This is a genomic window from Sulfitobacter sp. M22, assembly GCF_021736025.1.
In the GTDB taxonomy this organism is placed as follows: Bacteria; Pseudomonadota; Alphaproteobacteria; order Rhodobacterales; family Rhodobacteraceae; genus Sulfitobacter; species Sulfitobacter litoralis.
The window spans coordinates 85,205-101,169 of sequence record NZ_WMEC01000002.1; the positions used below are offsets into that span (position 1 = coordinate 85,205).

The 15,965-nt window shown below is 55.1% G+C and carries 13 protein-coding genes; 2 read left to right on the forward strand and 11 right to left on the reverse strand.

What is annotated here, in order from left to right; translation table 11 throughout:
- Window positions 1–107 precede the first annotated feature (107 nt).
- Entirely contained in the window at window positions 108–554 is a 447-nt protein-coding gene (locus GLP52_RS15730; protein WP_237273666.1) for a FecR family protein, read from the forward strand.
- A gap of 153 nt (window positions 555–707) precedes the next feature.
- Complete coding sequence (locus GLP52_RS15735; protein WP_237273667.1) at window positions 708–2,840, forward strand: CHASE2 domain-containing protein; 2,133 nt, start codon at window positions 708–710, stop codon at window positions 2,838–2,840.
- A gap of 13 nt (window positions 2,841–2,853) precedes the next feature.
- Here GLP52_RS15735 and GLP52_RS15740 read toward each other — a convergent pair whose 3' ends face one another.
- From GLP52_RS15740 to GLP52_RS15790, 11 genes are all read right to left on the reverse strand, one after another.
- Window positions 2,854–3,762, reverse strand: a complete 909-nt coding sequence (locus GLP52_RS15740; RefSeq protein WP_237273668.1) for a FecR family protein — start codon at window positions 3,760–3,762, stop codon at window positions 2,854–2,856.
- A 447-nt stretch (window positions 3,763–4,209) separates the two neighbouring features.
- Complete coding sequence (locus tag GLP52_RS15745) at window positions 4,210–5,376, reverse strand: iron-containing alcohol dehydrogenase (RefSeq protein WP_237273669.1); 1,167 nt, start codon at window positions 5,374–5,376, stop codon at window positions 4,210–4,212.
- Window positions 5,377–5,454: 78 nt separating this feature from the next.
- Window positions 5,455–6,900, reverse strand: coding sequence for an NAD-dependent succinate-semialdehyde dehydrogenase (locus GLP52_RS15750; protein WP_237273670.1), 1,446 nt, complete (start codon window positions 6,898–6,900; stop codon window positions 5,455–5,457).
- Between the two features lie 58 nt (window positions 6,901–6,958).
- On the reverse strand, window positions 6,959–7,609 hold the full coding sequence (locus GLP52_RS15755; protein ID WP_237273671.1) for an ANTAR domain-containing response regulator: 651 nt from the start codon (window positions 7,607–7,609) through the stop codon (window positions 6,959–6,961).
- Window positions 7,602–8,753 (reverse strand): transporter substrate-binding domain-containing protein, encoded by a 1,152-nt coding sequence (locus tag GLP52_RS15760; protein WP_237273771.1) that lies wholly within the window; start codon window positions 8,751–8,753, stop codon window positions 7,602–7,604. Before GLP52_RS15760 ends, GLP52_RS15755 begins: the two co-directional genes overlap by 8 nt.
- Complete coding sequence (locus GLP52_RS15765) at window positions 8,753–10,267, reverse strand: amidase (RefSeq protein WP_237273672.1); 1,515 nt, start codon at window positions 10,265–10,267, stop codon at window positions 8,753–8,755. Before GLP52_RS15765 ends, GLP52_RS15760 begins: the two co-directional genes overlap by 1 nt.
- A gap of 3 nt (window positions 10,268–10,270) precedes the next feature.
- Window positions 10,271–10,978: an ABC transporter ATP-binding protein gene (locus GLP52_RS15770; protein WP_237273673.1), complete on the reverse strand. Its 708-nt coding sequence runs from the start codon at window positions 10,976–10,978 to the stop codon at window positions 10,271–10,273.
- Window positions 10,968–11,711 (reverse strand): ABC transporter ATP-binding protein, encoded by a 744-nt coding sequence (locus GLP52_RS15775; protein WP_237273674.1) that lies wholly within the window; start codon window positions 11,709–11,711, stop codon window positions 10,968–10,970. The genes GLP52_RS15770 and GLP52_RS15775 overlap by 11 nt, the downstream gene beginning before the upstream one ends.
- Window positions 11,708–12,712 carry an ABC transporter permease subunit gene (locus GLP52_RS15780; RefSeq protein WP_237273675.1) on the reverse strand — a complete coding sequence of 335 codons (1,005 nt, stop codon included), beginning with the start codon at window positions 12,710–12,712 and terminating at the stop codon, window positions 11,708–11,710. Before GLP52_RS15780 ends, GLP52_RS15775 begins: the two co-directional genes overlap by 4 nt.
- Window positions 12,712–13,581, reverse strand: a complete 870-nt coding sequence (locus GLP52_RS15785) for a branched-chain amino acid ABC transporter permease (protein WP_237273676.1) — start codon at window positions 13,579–13,581, stop codon at window positions 12,712–12,714. Before GLP52_RS15785 ends, GLP52_RS15780 begins: the two co-directional genes overlap by 1 nt.
- 9 nt (window positions 13,582–13,590) lie before the next feature.
- Window positions 13,591–14,814 (reverse strand): urea ABC transporter substrate-binding protein, encoded by a 1,224-nt coding sequence (locus tag GLP52_RS15790; RefSeq protein WP_237273677.1) that lies wholly within the window; start codon window positions 14,812–14,814, stop codon window positions 13,591–13,593.
- Window positions 14,815–15,965: the final 1,151 nt, after the last annotated feature.

The following is a 15,965-nucleotide window of genomic DNA, read 5'->3' on the forward strand; positions in this document are numbered from 1 at the left end:
CTGAGGCGTTTAGATGTTTAGTCCTGACATCCGGGTGTCTCACGCAAAAGTGGTGTCTATGAACAAAATGGTTGTACAACTTTAGCTTATTAGATGGAGATAACATCATGCCAGCACTGATCAAGATTACATATTTGACCATGCTCCTGAGCCTTGTGGCTTTTCCAGGCGCAGTGCTTGCAAACCCTGTTGGGCAAGTCGTCTCGATCAGCCAAAATGCCTTTGTCGAGCGTAACGGTCAGAGGAGACCTCTCGCGCAAGGTGCCTCTGTTTCGATAGGGGACGCGATTACCACAGATGCATCAGGCCAGGTGCAACTCCTGTTTCGAGATGAAACCCGCATTGCCATTGGCGTAAACTCGCATCTTGTTGTTGAAAGTATTCTGTTCGACAGCGCCAATACAGCAAGCGAATTCACCGTGAGCGCCGTTGAGGGGGCCTTCCGCTTTCTGAGCGGGAACAGTGCCAAATCCGCCTATTCCCTTCGTACGCCCAACGGGACGATGGGGATCCGTGGGACCGAGTTTGATTTTACAGTGGTACCTTTGAATTGATCTTCGGGTAAATATGTGTGCCACAGCTACACTGTGCGGTTGGGCAGGTTCCAAGGCTTCAGGGTAACGAAGAAAACTGCGGGTGCTCATGTCACTGGTGCTGATGCGCGGCAGGGCAAAAGATCGAACCCAGAGGACGGTTAGGAGAGCCGCATGCGCAAATTGTTCATTGGCTTTGGCCTTGTCTTGCTCTTTGCACTCGTTGGACTGCGGATCAGCGATCCAACTCCGGTGCAATCGTTGCGGTTAGTATACTTTGACGAGCTCCAAAAATGGCATCCACGTAGACTTGAAGATTTGCCTGTAAGGGTCGTTGACATTGATGAGCGATCATTGGCTGAATTTGGGCAATGGCCATGGCCACGCAATGTCCTGGCTGACCTTGTAGACAGGTTGAGTGCCGGTGGCGCAGCTGCGATTGTATTTGACGTCCTGTTTCTTGAGCCTGACCGGCTTTCCCCCAACCGACTGTTCCTCCAACCAAGCTATGATGGACTTTCAGAAGGCTGGGATCCAGACACACTGCCGGATAATGACAGGATTTTTGCTCAAGCCATACAAGACCGGCAGGTTATTCTTGGCATTGCCAGCACAGTTAATGAAAGCGAGGGCAAACTGCCGCAAAAGAGCGGCGTTGTAGAAATCGGCGACAATCCAAGTCAGGGATTTGTTCGCTCATCTGGTTTCTCAATACCACTACCAGAGCTGTCGGATGCAGCGAAGGGATTGGGGAGTATCAACATGAGCCCATACGATACAACGGAACGTGTTCGCCGGGTTCCGTTGTTATGGCGCGATGCCAATGATGCGGTCATACCCAGTCTTGCACTAGAAGCACTTCGTGTCGCTCTTGGACAAGGGAGCTTCATTATAAACGGCGAATCCAACGCATCAGGCATTACCCGATCAATCCGCGTCGGATCGATAGAGATCCCAACCACAGCCGATGCCAGTCTATGGGTCCGGTTTCGTCCAGATCATCCTTCACTCTACCGCTCGGCTGCTGATGTATTTACGAGCAGCATGGAAAATCTGAGTGCCAATTTCGAGGGGCGCATTGTTTTGGTCGGGACATCTGCTGCCGGCCTTTTGGATATCCGTACAACAGCACTGGGCGAAAATGTGCCGGGTGTCTCCATTCATGCCCAAATTATTGAACAGATATTGCAAGGCAGCTTTTTGTCACGAACCGATTTTGTGGAAGGTGTCGAGATACTTGTATTTGTAGTCCTGGGCGGGCTGATCCTTTGGATCATGTCTGTGTCAGGCGCTTTTCTATCTATCCTCACAGCAACCTCTATCGGAGCACTGATCGTAGCAACAAGTTGGTTTCTCTTCTATAAACACGGCATTCTATTAGATGTAACACTTCCAGTGTTTGGAGGAGTTCTGTTCTTTTCAGCTATGACGGCATTTCAATATTTTGTAGCAGATCGTGACAAGAAAATGATCCGACGCTCATTCTCCCACTATGTTGCCCCCGAAGTTTTGCACCAGATCGAGCAGAGTGGTCATAAACTCAAGCTTGGCGGTGAGATGAAGTCCGTATCCGTGATGTTTTGTGATATCCGTAACTTTACTGCGCTGAGCGAAACAATGGCTGCCCCGCAAATGGTAACCTTGTTGAACAATATCTTCAGCGCACTCTCATCTGAAATTATGCGTCAGAAGGGAACAATCGACAAATATATCGGTGATTCCATTATGGCTTTCTGGAATGCACCCGTTGATGTAGATGATTATCCCCGCAAATCCTGTCTTGCAGCGCTTGCGATGCGGCACGCCATGGTCGACCTGAATCTTTCCATGGATCCACCCCCCCCCAAGGATATCGGGATTGCCATCGGCATTGGCATGGGAACGGCGTGTATCGGAAATGTCGGATCAAAGGAGCGCTTCGACTATTCCGCTATTGGGGATGTGGTGAACCGCGCCGCGCGGATTGAGGCCAGCTGCCGCGATGTAGGGCATGATATTCTCGTTTCCGAAGATGTTATGAAGGCCTCCGAAGGTCTGGCATTTCTTGAAGCCGGTCAACTGTCCTTTAAAGGTGTTTCACAAAGGCAAAAAATTTACGCGCTGGTCGGTGATGACATGCTTTGCGAGACACCCATGTTTCAGAAACTGTGTGCGCTTCACACCTCGGCCATCTCAGCGATTGCCCGAGGCGATGTCGAACCGGTGGACAGGGTTGAACAGTGCGAGACGCTGGCCCAGTCTCTGAATATAGATTTAGCAGGTTTTTACGCCCGCTTAACGCAGCGTTTATCCGATTTCCGTGATTAAGCATACCCATAGCTCAGCCACCACCGGCTCCTCCACTGGCACCGCCAGCGCCCGACCCGCCACTTCCTGCGCCTCCGCCGCCATTTCCTGCGCCGGCTCCAGGTCCACCACCACCTGCTGAGGCACCTGGTCCTTCACTGCCTCCTCCTCCTGCGCCACCGCCTGCGCCTGCTCCACCACCGCCAGGGCCAGGATCAGTGGGTCTGTCTGGCGCAGGGGACTGAATGAGGGGCGATTGCTCTCCAAATGTTGCCGTCTGACTACCACAGGTCCAGGTTCGTGTCCTGAAATCACGGCGCAGCCCATTTTGCTCCGCTACAAAGGGAAAGCCATCGGCCAAAAGTGTCGCTTTTTCAGCTTTGGTTTTTGCAACCGCAAATACTCCATTACTATTGAGCGACACGGCAGCACATGCTCCACGTAACAACGCACATTGGTTGCGGCGGTTGCAAAGCTGCACCTCGCCACGGAATGTTACCAGATTTACAGCGCTTTGCGGCGCTACACTGAAATCAAATTCAGTTCCGCGAATGCCCATCGTACCGTTGGGCGTACGAATGGAATAGGCAGACTTCGCACTGTTACCGCTCAGAAAACGAAATGCCCCTTCGACGGCGCTCACGGTAAACTGGCTAGCAGTAGCCGGGCCATTGAACAGAATGCTTTCGACTTTTAGCTGTGAACCTGGACCAACAACGACCCGTGTTTCGTCTTGAAACAGGAGCTGCACCTGACCTGCGGCATCTGTTGTAATCACATCATCCAGAACAAGTGCAAAACCCTGATTTAACTGAAACCGCTGCCCGCCCCGATCAAGAAACGCGCCTTGATTGACTGCAATCGCTTGTCCCACAGAATTTGCCGCTACGCTAACGGGCAAAATCAAGATAAATGTTAGAAATACAAATTTAATCCAGCTCATAAAAACCATTTTACTTCCCGACATGACCCCGCTCTGTGTGCTTGCTCTGAGGTCAAACAGGATTCATCTCTTTCGAAATTATAGGTATTTTACACTGCACGACTAAAGGCCGCAGAGCAAACAATTTTGGCCTAGGGCTCTGGAATATTGACCAATATTAGGCGCAACGGCGTCATTGTTGTCAACCGAGGTTTGATACTCGTTGTCGTCGTTTTTGAATGAAATTTTCATTTTGCTACCCCTTACTTGGAGCAGCCATATTCTATGGATTTAGCAACAGATATGCCAAGAACGGTGTCGCAATTAAGAACGGTGGGAGGGGCTTGGATTTCTGCGATCCGCCAATCCAGGTCCCACTCTGTTCGGACGTCCAGCCATTCTTCAACCGTTCAATGATGCGTTTGCAAATATCCGGGGGTGAACGGCGGGGTATACTGGGCCAGACGCTCAGTAAGCTTCGCCGTAGAGCATCAAGGCCACTTCTTCTGTTACGTTGACAGGATTATTCTGAAGGAGGCGGGTCTGCTTCATCGCGTCTTGAGCAAGCAAAGGAAGGCTGGACTCCGGCACATCCACATCGCGCAATCGCCGCGGGGCACTCGTGCGGGTCATGAGATTGTCCATGAAATCCACAAAGGCCGTGGAACGCGTCTGGGTGTCCGCATCCGATTGGCCCATGACCACGTCCGCAAGTTCCGCGTAAAGCGGTGCCGCCGCAGTACTATTGAAACGCAAAACCGGACCAAGCATCAGTGCATTGCTCAGACCATGGGGCACATGAAAGTGCCCCCCAAGAGGATAGGCAAGCGCATGGACCGCAGCCACAGGACTGTTCGCAAAAGCCTGCCCCGCAAGGTTAGAGCCAATAAGCATCGCTTCACGCGCCTTGCGGTTCGTCCCGTCTTCACACGCTGCCACGACGTTGTCAGCCAATAGTCGAAGCGCCTCACGGGCAAGCAAATCGGACATCGGGTTTTTCTTGTTCAGACTGGTGTAGGCCTCGATCGCATGGACCATCGCATCAATTCCTGTCGCGGCAGTCTGGATGGCAGGCAGACCCACCGTCAGCGCCCCGTCAAGCAACACCAGATCGGCAAAAAGCTGTCGGCCAACAACCCCCATCTTTGTCGAGGCACCGGTGGTGAGGATTGTGATGTTAGTCACCTCGGAGCCGGTGCCCGCAGTTGTCGGCACCTGTACCAGCGCAACACGACCGCCCTGAATGTTGTCGATTCCGTACATTGCAGGCAGCGCCTGATCAGAGTTCATCATGACGGCAACCAGCTTTGCGATGTCCATCGACGAACCGCCACCAAGCCCGACCACAATATCGCACCCTGCAGCGCGTCCCGCGACAACGCTGCGTTCCAGTACCTCCTCGGGCGGGTCGGCTACCACGTCATCAAAGACAGTTACACGAAAGCCAGCTTCCGCCAAGGACGCCTTGGCGGGGTCAATCACCCCGGCCTCATGCAAGAACTTGTCGGTGACGACAAGAATATCACGTTCGTCATACATGTCTGCCAGCAAGGCCCCCAGACGGGCGGCCCCGCCCCATTCGACCTGCATTGTGCCCGGAGTTTGGAAATGGAAGGGCTGGATAAAATCTGTCATGTTTCACTTATCTCCTGATGGTAGGTGTCGGTTCAGGCCATCCAATGATGGTCGTCCGCCCGGACCTGACAGGCAGTTTCAAACTGCGCTGCAGATGTATTTAAGCTCCAGATAGTCCTCGATTCCGTAGCGCGAGCCCTCACGGCCAAGCCCCGATTGCTTGACCCCGCCAAAGGGCGCGACCTCGTTGGAAATCAGTCCGGTGTTATGACCCACCATGCCATACTCCAACGCCTCGGACACGCGGACCGTCCGCGCATGATCGCGGGTGTAGAAATATGCGGCCAGTCCGAATATCGTATCATTGGCCATTGCGACGGCCTCGTCCTCGGTGTCAAAGATGAAGACCGGTGCCATCGGGCCAAAGGTCTCTTCGCGCGCCACATCCATATTGGTGTTTACCCCTGTCAGAACGGCCGGGGTCAAAAACAGGCCATCTGAGCGCGTACCGCCAAGCAACAGCTTCGCGCCCTTACCCCTTGCATCGTCTATATGGGCAAGCACCTTGATCAGCGCGGCTTCACTGATCATAGGCCCGACATCCGAGCCGTTCTCAAGACCATTGCCTACCCGCAGCGCCGCGACACGCGCGACAAACTTTTCGACAAAACGGTCGTGGATACCACGCTGCACCAGAATTCGGTTGGCGCAGACACATGTCTGGCCGGCATTCCGAAACTTCGACGCCATCGCACCATCAACAGCGGCCTCCAGATCGGCATCGTCAAAGACAATGAACGGGGCGTTGCCCCCAAGCTCAAGACTGACCTTTTTGATCGTTGGCGCGCATTGCGCCATCAGCTGCCTGCCAACCTCGGTCGAGCCAGTGAACGACAGCTTCCGCACCACATCGCTTGCAGTCAGGACTTTGCCAATCTCTATTCCGGATCCGGTAACGATCTGTAGCACACCAGCAGGAACACCAGCGCGGCAGGCCAATTCGCCCAACGCCAGCGCAGTCAGCGGTGTCAAATCGGCCGGACGCACAATCATTGAGCAACCGGCCGCCAGCGCTGGTGCCACCTTTCGGGTGATCATCGCTGCGGGAAAGTTCCATGGCGTGATTGCCGCAGTCACTCCGATGGGTTGGCGTAATACTGAAATGCGCTGCCCCCGTTTTGGTGCAGGAATGATGTCGCCATAAACCCGCTTGGCTTCTTCGGCGTACCATTCGATGAACGAGGCGGCATAGTGGATCTCGCCGCGCGCTTCATGCAGGGGCTTGCCTTGTTCCAGCGTCATGATCCTTGCCAGGTCTTCGGTGGATTCAATAATTAGTGCGAACCACCGCTTCAGGATATTGCTGCGCTCGGCGGCAGCATGCGCTGCCCACTCTTTTTGCACCTGTTCGGAGTATGCTATCGCCGCTTCGATTTCAGCAGCGCCAAGCGCCGGGACGGTCGAAACCAATGTTCCATCGGCGGGATTAATCACGTCAATCTGTGCGCCAGTCGCAGCGCCCTGCCAGCATCCGTTAATCAGACAATCGTTCTTCAGAAGGCTCGGATCGTTCAAATTGTGCATTGCACACCTTTCGTCTTGCTTGAGTCATGTAGCCAAGCGGCAAAGTGGGGGGCTGGCGTTAGCCATCAGATTGACTGGGGCCAGCCTGGTCCGGATCGCCAAGCTGGACAGCGAGGCCGGGGTGTTCGACGATCATTTCCTGTGCCACCGTCTCTATAGATTTGCGGCTGTTCATCGCGGTTTTCTGCAGGTGTTTGTGCGCCTCAACCCTGTCTATCTGGTGAACATGGCACAGGATCAGCTTGGCCACATGCACCGAGAACAACGACAACGCCCCGCTTTCGGCATCGGCGATGCGGCGGGCATCTCCTTGCCGGCGCCGCCACGCATCCCTGCTGATCATCAGGTTGGTCAGCAATCCGAAAGGTTTAATCGGGCGTTCGATCACTGCAACCGCCCCCAGTTCCAGCACAAGCTGTAGCGTCGAGGGGTCCTCATAGCCGGTCAGCGCGATGATCGGCGGAGTGTGGTCGGTCAGCTTGTCTATCAACCTGCGCACCTCCTCTCGAGCATCGGCCTCCACCGTGACGATGACCACATCGGTGTCATCGGGAAGTCGGGGCGGGATCGGCCATTCAAGTCGCGGCAAACACCCGATCCTGATCAGGTGCGTCACAAGAACCTCTGCCTCTTCGCCAGGCGGCAGGAAAATAAGGACACGCGTGCCCTTCAATTCGCTAATGCGTGGCTTACGGCGAGCGCTAGACATCTTTGGCGGAAGGTTCCCCTATGCTATGGTCGACCATGTAAGGTTCTGGCCGGACGGCTTCGGAGGCGGCTTCGATAACGTGGAAACGCCCGTCGTCTCCTGCCCGCGCAACCCGCGGCCATAGATAGCTGTGGTGCGTATCCGCATCGAGGTGAACAGGCCCTTCAGGCGCCTCAAAGGTTTCGCCCCACAATGCCTCGCGCACCCGCTCGACCGTCAGATCGCCACAGCTCCGCGCGGCGGCGCTGAACAGGTGAACCTGAAAATACGCCGCCTCGGCACCCGATGTAACAGGCATGTTCAGGCCATACCGCTCTTGCATGCCGCTTACAAAACCGCGGCTTGCGGGCGTGTCAATTGAGGAGAAATAGGGAGCGGCGGCGATGCACCCTTCAGCGACATCGGCCCCCATCCGTGCAAGATCAGATTCATTTGTCGCAAGGCTGGCCATGGGAACACCCCGCGCGCGCAAAGACGTTCTGGCGAAAGCTTCGTATAGGCGCACTGTGTCACTGCCCACCACAGTGGAATAAATGAAATCAGGCTGAGCCTGGACCACCTGCGCCATCACCGCGTCCAGTGCATCTTCGGACACGTTGATCGGCAGATAATCCTCACCCAGAATCTGCCCGCCAACCTGTTCATACAGATCCCGCATGATGCGGTTTGATTCATGGGCATAAATGTAATTGTTGCCAATGAAATAGCCGCGCGGGCCGTGGTGGCGCAGCAGGTACCGCGCGAGGGGCAGACAGTTTTGGTTGGGCGCCGCGCCAGTATAGATGCAGTTCTTAGAGAACTCGAAACCCTCGTATAGTGTCGGATAGAACAACAATGCCTGACGCCCTTCGATCATTGGGAGCACTGCCTTACGCGAATTCGACATATGTGTGCCGAAAAGCGTACGAACGCCGAACTGATCACAAAGGGTCTCGGCGGCCCGCAAGTAGTCAGCTGGTCGAGGCCCTACCGGCACGGTGACCGGTACGAGAGGAGTTCCGTTGATACCGCCTGCTGCGTTGACTTCGCTGATCGCCAGTTCTGTCGCGGCGGCTTGCGTGGCCTCTACAGCCGCGGTCGGGCTGCTGTCTGAAAAAAGGAGCCCGACCGGGATGCCTTTTGAAGTACAGTTCAGTGGATGCATCAAAGCGTCTTCCAGTCGTATGCCGCCTCAAAGGCTGCGCCCACGCGATACACTAGACTCTCAGAAAAATCCCTGCCGACTAGCATCATGCCCACAGGAAGTCCGTTCCGCATGGCACAAGGCAAACTCATTGCTGGTAAACCCGTGGCATTGAAGGGGGCAGTATTTGCATTCATCTCAAGCGCGCGACCAACAAAGGTGGCTGTGCCGCAATCGGGATCAGGCAGCTTTGGTGCCTGCAGCGGCACCGTCGGCATCAGTAGCACATCGTAATCTGCCAGAACGGACTCATAGGCCGCCTTCAGCTTGCGCACGAGGTTCTGGGCCTTGGCGTAATATTGACCGTGATAGCGTGTGCCATAGTAATGCGCAGCCAGCAGCACGGACTTCATGTCGTCGGGAAACAGAGCCGCGTTGTCGCGCCAGTTCTGTTGGGCCCGCATCAGCGACGTCACATATAACCCCTTCCAGTTGGAGCCATAGTTGTTGCCTTCCAGCTGGCGCACAGTGCCCTCGATGGCGATGGGTGACCAGATGGCATGACCGTTGCGATGCATTGGCAGGCTGACCTCTTTCACCATTGCGCCAAGCGCGGCAAAATGACGGGCGGCAGCCTGCACGGCTTCGTCTACGTCGGCTTCTGAATTATCCCAACCAAAGCCCTCGGTCACCACCGCGATCCGCAGCCCCTTGCAGCCGGTGTCCAGATCATCGGTATAGATGCGGTTTTCCGGCAGCAACACTTGGCGCGGGTCCAGCCCGTCGGTACCAGCAATCACTTCCAGAACGCGGGCATTGTCGCGCACATTGCCTGACATGATACCTGCGTGATCCAGTGTCATCTCTACCGGCATTACGCCTGTATATGGTACCAGACCATGGGTCGCCTTCATGCCGACGAACCCTGAATATGCCGCCGGAATCCGTACAGAACCACCTTGGTCTGTACCAATGGCCACATCAACCAGCCCCGATGCAACCAATGCGCCGCAGCCCGAGGATGACCCTCCCGCCGAACGCGTCTCGTCATGAGGGTTGCGCACAGGGCCGAGCGCGCTGGTGTGGCTGCTGCCCGAAACACAGAAATATTCACACTGGGCCTTGCCCTCAACCACGACGCCGGCCTCCAGCATACGAGTGACGACAGTCGCATCAATGTCTGGCGTGTAGCCGCGCAGGGTGTCGGAGCCATTCATCATTTGCACGCCCGCCAGACAGATATTGTCCTTCAGCGCGACCCGCAGCCCCGCAAGCGCGCCACCTTCCGCACCTGTCACACAAGAGCGCACATACCATGCGTTGAAAGGGTTATCCTGCGTCTCTGGCCGGACGCCGGTCGTACGGGGAAAACGCACTTCAGGCAGATCCTCTGTCAGGCTGTCGACGATCTGATAATCGGTATTCACGCCATCCAGAAGTTGGCGAAACGCTTCGACATCCCCCTCGTTCAGATCAAGGTTATAGTAAAGGCTCGCCTCAGCGACATCTTGAGCGTCGGGTTTTCGAATGGTCATGAACTAGCCCTCAATACCAATGAATTTTTTGGCTTCTGCGGTGGAACCGGGCGCTTTCGGCTCGATGGTCTTGGCGACATTGCCCTTGTCGATGGCAAGGACGCGGTCACAGATCTGCCACAGAAAATCTATGTCCTGCTCCACCAGAATGATCGACAGACCCCGCTCGCGGCGCAGCTGCTTCAGTACATCAATGATTTCGTCACAGATCGAAGGCTGGATGCCCTCGGTTGGCTCGTCCAGCAGGATCAGGTCCGGGTTGCCGCACAGGCATCGGGCAATTGCCAGCAACTGCTGTTCGCCCCCCGACAGCATACCGGCCTGACGGTCCAGCAGCCGGTCAAGGCGCGGAAACAGGGCCAGCACCTCTCTGATCTGCCTTGCAGAACCGCTAAAGTCTTTCACGCAGCCCATGCGCAGGTTTTCCCGCACACTCAGCAACTTGAACAATTGCTTGCCCTGCGGCACGTAACCAATTCCGGCGCACGCACGCCCTTGCGTCGGCGTCTTTGTCAGATCCTTGCCCGACTTTGTAATCTTGCCGCCCCACGCAGGTAACTCACCCATGATCGCGCGCAACATGGTCGTTTTTCCCATACCATTGCGGCCCAGCAGGCCCACACACTCGGCATCCCCGACCTGTATGTCCACGCCACGCAACACCGGCACACGCCCGTATCCCGAACTTAGTCCCATGATATCAAGCATCATCGGCCCCTTTCCGCCCCAAGTAGGCTGCCCGCACTTGCGGATCTTTCGCCACCTCCTGAAAATTGCCTTCAGCAATGATTTCGCCCTGCTCGAAAACCGTGACGCGGTCGCCGATCATGCGGATGAAATCCATATCGTGTTCAACGACGATCACCGCGCTGTATTTGGTGATGCCACGGATGATCTCGACGGTCTTGACGCTTTCGGCATGGGTCATGCCGGCAGCGGGCTCATCCAGCAGCGCAACCGCAGGCCGCGACGCCAGAATCTGCCCCAGCTCGACCCACTGCCGCTGACCATGTGCCAGCTCGGCACAGGACACGTCGCGCAGTGCGGTCAGACCGATGTGGTCCAGCACCTCATTGACCATCGCTGCGTTTTCCTTGTGGCTTGCTCCGCGCTCGACCGCCAGTTCGATATTCTCGGCGACAGTCATACCTTCAAACAGGCTGGGCACTTGTGTCTTGATCCCGATGCCAAGACGCGAGACCTGAAAAGGCAACAAGGACTTCAATGGCTTGCCCTTGAAACTCACGGTACCGCGCGTTGGCTGATGCTGACCACTGAGCAGACGGAAAAAGGTTGTCTTCCCTGCCCCGTTCGGTCCAATCAAGCAACGCAATTCGCCCGCGCGTAGTTCGAAATCCACTGATTTGACCGCATGCACACCGCCAAAGCTGATGCCCAGACCCTCGGCTTTCAGAATAACATCGGTATGGATATCTAAGTTCATGCCTGTGTTCCCGTGGGGCTGGTGCCCGATTTGGCGCGTGCCAGTTTGCCCAGCCATTTACCCAACAGCGGCGCAATCCCGGCGGGCACGACCAGCACAAAGAAAGTCAGCACGACGCCCAGCACAAGATTCACCTGAATGGTCTGCTGTGTGCCAAGCTGAGTTGTCGCCCACTGCAATGCGATGCAGCCGATGATCGGTCCGATCAGGGTGCCCCGCCCACCGACGATCACCCAGATGATCACCTGTGCGGATTGGACGAGCGCAAAGATGGTAGGACTGACAAAAGCGCCCCAGTTTACAAAGAGACATCCCGCCAGTCCGGCAATTGCACCGCCGGCGGCAAAGGTCGTCAGCTTGCTCAGCGCGACGTTATAGCCCAGTAGTTCAGCACGGTATTCGTTTTCACGAATGGCGATCACAACCTTGCCGGCACGGGTGCGCAGGAACAGGCTGATTGCGACGAAACAAACAACCAGCGCGATCAGCGCCAGCCGGAAGATGGCCCCGGGATCAAGCGGTGTGCCATCAGGCCATGCCAGTGTCGGGATTCCGGTGATGCCGTTGAACCCGCCAAGCTGCGCCTCGCCGATGCGGTACTGCGGCCCCGAGGTTGAGTTGGTAAGATTCATAAGGATCAAAGACACTGCCAGGGTGATGACCCCGACGTAGATGTCGCTGATGCGCCCGTAGAACATAAAATAGCCCAGTACTGCAGCAAAGGCCGTCGGTACCGCGACCGAAATCGCTACGGCAGACAGGCCAGGACCGAAGTTGATCGCTGCGATTGCATAGGCATAGGCACCCACCCCGAAAAAGCTGGCTTGACCAAGGCACATGATGCCCCCCTTGCCCCAGATGAACGCAAGGCTGAGGGCCAGAATGGCCATGATGATGTAGATGGTGATTTCGTAGACGCTGTAGAGCTCGATCATACCGGGAGTGGCCAGGCCGACAGCAAGGATAGCCAGCAGGCCAAGCGCCTGAAGTGTACGTGTCATTAGATGGACCTCCGGAAGAAACGGCCGGTGATGCCGGTAGGCAGGATCCGGATTAGGACGACAGCCGCAAGCAGCATCATGACCTCGCCGATGACCGGCGTATAAACATAGGTGAATATCTGGCTGACAGTGCCGAACAGCACCGAAGCGGACAGGTTTCCCGCGATAACGGCAGCGCCGCCGCTGATGACTGTGATGAATGCCTTGGCGATATAGGTCGCACCAATGGTCGGGATGACGCCGGTGATCGGGGCCAGCGCCGCGCCACCAAGACCGCCGAGGGCTGCGCCAAGAGCGAATGTAGCGGAGTAAATGCGGCGCGGATTGCCACCGAGGGCCGCAACCATGTCCGCATTTTGCGTCGTGGCACGGGCCTTCAGGCCGAAGGTTGTGAACTTGAACAGCCCGTAAAGCATCGCAAAGACCGCCAACGCCAGTGCGATCAGGTACATGCCATAACCACTCACTGAATATTCGCCGATCATAACACTGGAAAGCGGCGTGGAAATTCCTGTTGTAGTGTTGCCCACCAGCATGGTCATCCCGCCAATCAGCGCCAGACTGATCCCCCAGGTGGCCAGCATGGTATCAATCATCCGACCATAGAGGTGGCGCACGACCAGCCATTCCAGAACAAACCCTAGAAAGCCGACGCACAGCGGTGCAACGATGAGCGAACTGATCCAAAAGTTCAGCCCTGCCCAATTGGTTGCGTAAATGGCGACATATCCTCCGATCATGAGGAATTCGCCATGCGCCATGTTAATGACCTTCATCATCCCGAAGACCACCGCCAGTCCTATGCTGATAAGCACCAGAACGGCGGCGGACCCGAGGATTTCGATCGTCAGAATTGATGCGAAATCCATTCCTGCCCCTTAGAAGTCAATGACGTATTGCGTGGTATCGTCGGGGTTCTCGATAAGATCGCAAGACAGCGCTGTATCCAGAGGCTGCTGCTGCTCGAATGTTTGCACAGGAGCCAATCCACCGTCCTGAACACGCGCGATATGCACGTCCATGATGGTGTGGTGAGTTTTGGGGTCGATTTGAACGCGACCACTCGGACCTTCCAGCGCGATGCCGGTTTCCAGCGCTTCGATCACCTGCATACGATCCGTTGTACCCGCCTGTTCGACGCCTGCGGCCCACAACTTGAAACCCTGATAGGCACCGACGCCCAGTTCTGTGATATAAGGGTAATCCGCGCCATACATGTCGTGGAACTTGGACACAAAGGCTTGGTTCGTGGGGTTGTCCAGCTCTTCCAGATAGTTCTGACAGACCATGAAACCGTTGCATTCCTCGGGAGTCAGGATCACATGCTCGTTGCCGCCCGCGAATGTGGTCGAAGACAACGGAATCTCGCCGTGCATACCAGCGGCAGACCACTGGCGATAGAAAGAGATGTGCGCGCCACCAACAAGTGCGGACCAGACGTAATCAGGCTTGGCTTGCTGGATTTTCGAGATCGATGTTTTAAAGTCTGTCACGTCCAGCGGGAAAAATTCAACGTCCAGAACTTCGCCGCCGTTGTCCGCGGTGAATTTGCGCACCCAGTCTGCTGTGATCTGGCCATAGTTGTAGTCGGCTGCAACGATATACACTTTTTTACCGAATGTGTCGGACGAGTATTTGACCAGTTTTTCAACAGTTTGGCCGGGTGTCACACCCGTTGCGAACATGTTGCGGTCACAAACGCCGCCCTCGTATTGGTTGGCGTAGAAATAAGGTGTGTTGAACTGGCGCATAATGGGGCGCAGCACTTCGCGCGATGATGACGTGATGCCACCAAAAACGACAGCGGGTTTGTCGGCCAGCACTGTCCGCCGCCCGAACTGGGCGTACATCTGCATGTTGGATTGGGGATCGAATACCTGCAAATCGACCTCACGCCCCAAAAGGCCACCGTTGTTATTCAATTCGGCCACAGCAAACTTTAAAGTGTCCACGATCGGCTTGCCATAAACGTCCAGCCCACCGGACAGATCATAAAGCGCGGACACCGTGATCGGTTTGTCCTGCGCGAAAAGAAGGCCGGGCGTGGCCAATGCAGCAGTCGACCCGAGCAGGCCCAGCGTCTGACGACGATTGATTTTCATTTTTGTTTACCTCGCTGATGGTTTTCGCACCTCTTTCATCACGCCGACCGCCAAGACAAACCTGGAACGAAGAGCACAATACACACGGCAGTGAGCCGGTGACCAAAGAGGACGTTTTTGATTGTTTAGTGGAGAGACCGAGCAGATGTTCCGGTCAACACTTGGAGTGACGCTGTTGGCACACCAAAAAGACTCAAGCGTTTTTGCCTGAAGTGCGCGAATCTTAGCAGGGGTGGATAGTTGTGTAAAGATAAAGCAGCGCAACTCTATCTTGTCCCTAAGCAAGGTCGCGACTGATTAATCTACATCTGTGTGAAGATACAGAACCTCATGCCAATCTCTCGGCCCGTAGGCCGGTGACCTACCAAGACTTAGCAATCCTTAACATTAAGCATCTAAATAGCACGCAGCACGCGATCTTGACAAGAAAGCAACCAGCACAACTCTTGGCAGAGTAAGGCCCAGAACGTATGAGCATCAATACTTCGGGCGTCTGCGCCCACATTTTTTGCAGACTTCTTCAGGCATACTCCTGCTATCTGTCCATCGATGCATGCCAAGTATGCAAAGAATATATCTTAGAGGTCGGGATATGGTTTTGAACATATTGTGTGCCTACGTTACTCAGAAATGAGCCCATTGCGCGTGAACTCGAACAGTAAAAAATAACTCGGCAAATCGTTAAGAACTGAACCAGCTCTTTTGGTGAATGCATGTCATTAACCATATTTTAATATGTGTTGCTAGTGCCAGCTACACGTTATTGGAGAGCTGCCGCCCCTGCATGAAGTTGGGAGTCGACGGATATCTTGTGTTTTTAAGGATGTCTAAGTTAAGCACATTCTCCGTATAATGGCCGGAACCGACTTCAATCCATGCCTGCTGGCAACCTGCAGGGATTTCGCCATCCTTGAACTGAGCAGCTGAGTAGTGCGCAGCAGGCGAACAATGACGAGAGTTGGGCAAAGTCCTCATCATCCATCAGTCAGACTGATGACTTGGAGAATAGGCATATCAAGGCTGGCTTTGATCACAAATCATGCTCTGTGTTCGTGGTTTTTAAGCCCTTTTGTTCACTAAAATTGATTGCAGTATCTTTTTGTCTCAATTCTGCCATGAATAAAGTTATGAAATTTTAGTAGCGCATAGGT